Below are 2,351 nucleotides of genomic sequence, written 5' to 3'. Positions count from 1 at the left end.
TGCTTTATAATGTCAAGTGCTTTTTTGCGATGTCTTCCGGAAAACGGTTGAACCGCTTTCCAGAAGTGGCCGCCTCATCAGCGGCGAATATGATAATATCACTAAGCCATGCGCTGTGCAAGCGATATTAGAAAGTTTAATGTCGCTTGCGTACACTGGAATTTCTTGCCAATTTCTGATGATTGCGGAACCGTGGGTAACGAAAAGAAGACTTTCTCCTCATTCCAGTTTGGGAAATGTACTGCATCCTTTCCTTTAATTAGCTTTCGCATTCTTTTTGACAAAATAGAAAAATGGAAGAAGTTCAACATGGTATTGTCATTCCTCTTGTGTAACATATGAAGACGAGCCTGCAGTTCATAGTCAGCAAGCCTTACCATCAAAAGGCAGGTCAGAAGAAGTCTCTCCGGGACTTTCGAGGGATGGATTCCGTTAATATTCTAAAACAAATTCCTGGCGGTCACTATTCCCAGAAATACCATAACCAGCCCACATGTCAGCTGAAGGGCAAGATACCCCAGTGCCTGTTTCCATAATCCAGCCATCATGTACTGCATGGTTTCATTCATAAATGAAGAAAATGTGGTAAATCCCCCAAGAAATCCAGTTATCAGTAACGCAGCCACCACCGGATTTTTTGCACATCTTGTAAGTCCCACAGCAAGAAAACCTATGCACAAAGAGCCAACTGCATTCACAATCCATGTCCCGTATGGAAAGGTGGTTCCCAGTGTCTGTGCCGCCAGTTGAGACAATATATATCGTAAAACTGAACCGAGCGCTCCGCCAACAGCTACCGCTACATACATTAAAGCCATAAATTCCCCCTGTACTCACTTAAACTCTATAATAAAACAAAAAGACCCCTGCTAAAAAGCAGGAGTCATCAGCATTTTGCGTTTAAGGCGAACCCCATCGCCTGTCAGTCATGCTATCACTTTTTTATAATATTGTCTATATATTCCCTTGGCGAAATTGCTATAATAGAGCAAAGCTGTATATTTCTCAGGCGGGAGTCCATAGTCCATCATTCGCCACCTGGTTAAGTGAAAGGAGTATATAAACATGCCTGCAAATATGACATTTATAAAAGCCTTGCCTTCACCTTTTGAATTGCAGGAAATGTTCCCGCTTTCATCAGATCTTCGCCGGATTAAGGCTGACCGGGACAAAGAAATTCAAAATATTCTTTCTGGAAAAGATTCACGTATGCTCCTGATTATCGGTCCATGCTCAGCTGACAACGAGGATTCTGTGCTGGATTACATGCATCGCCTGGCCAGGGTGCGTGATGAAGTAGCCGACAAACTGTTCATTATTCCCCGTGTCTATACCAATAAACCAAGAACCATCGGTATCGGCTATAAAGGCATGCTCCATCAACCAAATCCATCTAAGAAAGAAAACCTGATTGCAGGCATCATTGCAGTCAGAGAAATGAACACACGCATTATCAAGGAAACCGGATTTACCTGTGCCGATGAAATTCTTTATCCGGAGACCTATCTGTACCTGGCTGATATTTTATCCTATGCCGCTATAGGAGCCCGGTCTGTGGAAGACCAGTTGCACCGCATGATTGCCAGCGGCGTAAGTCTGCCCGTAGGGATGAAGAACCCTACCTCCGGCGATTTATCCGTACTTCTTAACTCCATTGCCGCCGCGCAGCATGAACAGCGTTTCATCTTCCGGGGATGGGAAGTGGAAACCACCGGAAACCCGTTCGCTCACGCTATCCTTCGCGGCTATGTGGATAAATTCGGGAACAGTTCACCCAATTATCATTATGAACATCTGCAGCGCCTTACCGCTTCCTACAGGGAACGGGGTCTCACCAACCCAGCCATCATTGTGGATTGCAACCACGCTAATTCTGGAAAAAAATATTACGAACAGATACGTATCGCAAAAGATGTTATGCTGAGCCGGCATGAATCGCCCGAGCTGCAGGAAATGGTCAAAGGACTGATGATTGAAAGTTATATTGAAGATGGATGCCAGCCTATCGGAGGCGGCGTTTATGGAAAATCCATAACTGACCCCTGTCTGGGATGGGAAAAGAGCAGACAGCTGATTTACGAACTGGCCGATGAAATCTGAAAGAGGATGCACACCCGCTAAAGGGTATGCATCCCTTTTTCATATGAACATCCGATCACCTGTAAGTTTGCTCCTTTATTTTCAATACCCGGATTGACTACAGCCTTTACCTTTTCCAATCTGAGCAATCCCGTTTCACAGTCAACTGGATAAACTGGGTTATAGGACAAAAAGTGTGTTTTTAGTCCCAGTAAAAACTAATATCAAAATCAGTTTTATGAAGTTCTCCCCAAACAACAGCGTCTCCCCAA

At 44.4% G+C, this 2,351-nt stretch carries 2 protein-coding genes and 1 riboswitch; of the genes, one reads left to right on the top strand and one right to left on the bottom strand.

What is annotated here, in order from left to right; all coding sequences use genetic code 11:
- Positions 1-440 precede the first annotated feature (440 nt).
- A complete protein-coding gene (crcB, locus tag BLQ79_RS08085) occupies positions 441-818 on the bottom strand; it encodes a fluoride efflux transporter CrcB (protein WP_091365622.1) in 378 nt (125 codons plus the stop codon).
- A gap of 52 nt (positions 819-870) precedes the next feature.
- Positions 871-929: riboswitch (Fluoride riboswitch) on the bottom strand.
- Between the two features lie 136 nt (positions 930-1,065).
- On the opposite strand from crcB, the gene BLQ79_RS08080 reads away from it, so the two are divergent.
- Positions 1,066-2,100 carry a 3-deoxy-7-phosphoheptulonate synthase gene (locus BLQ79_RS08080; RefSeq protein ID WP_091365619.1) on the top strand — a complete coding sequence of 345 codons (1,035 nt, stop codon included), beginning with the start codon at positions 1,066-1,068 and terminating at the stop codon, positions 2,098-2,100.
- The last annotated feature ends 251 nt before the right edge of the window (positions 2,101-2,351 follow it).

This window comes from Dialister histaminiformans (assembly GCF_900103425.1).
Classification (GTDB): Bacteria; Bacillota; Negativicutes; order Veillonellales; family Dialisteraceae; genus Allisonella; species Allisonella histaminiformans.
Note: the sequence above shows the minus strand (reverse complement) of the source record. Positions and strands in the feature narration are given on the sequence as shown.

What these genes read in the sequence shown, in the direction of transcription:
- crcB (WP_091365622.1), bottom strand. Translation starts at nt 818, where the DNA reads ATGGCTTTAATGTATGTAGCGGTAGCTGTTGGCGGAGCGCTCGGTTCA.
- BLQ79_RS08080 (WP_091365619.1), top strand. Translation starts at nt 1,066, where the DNA reads ATGCCTGCAAATATGACATTTATAAAAGCCTTGCCTTCACCTTTTGAA.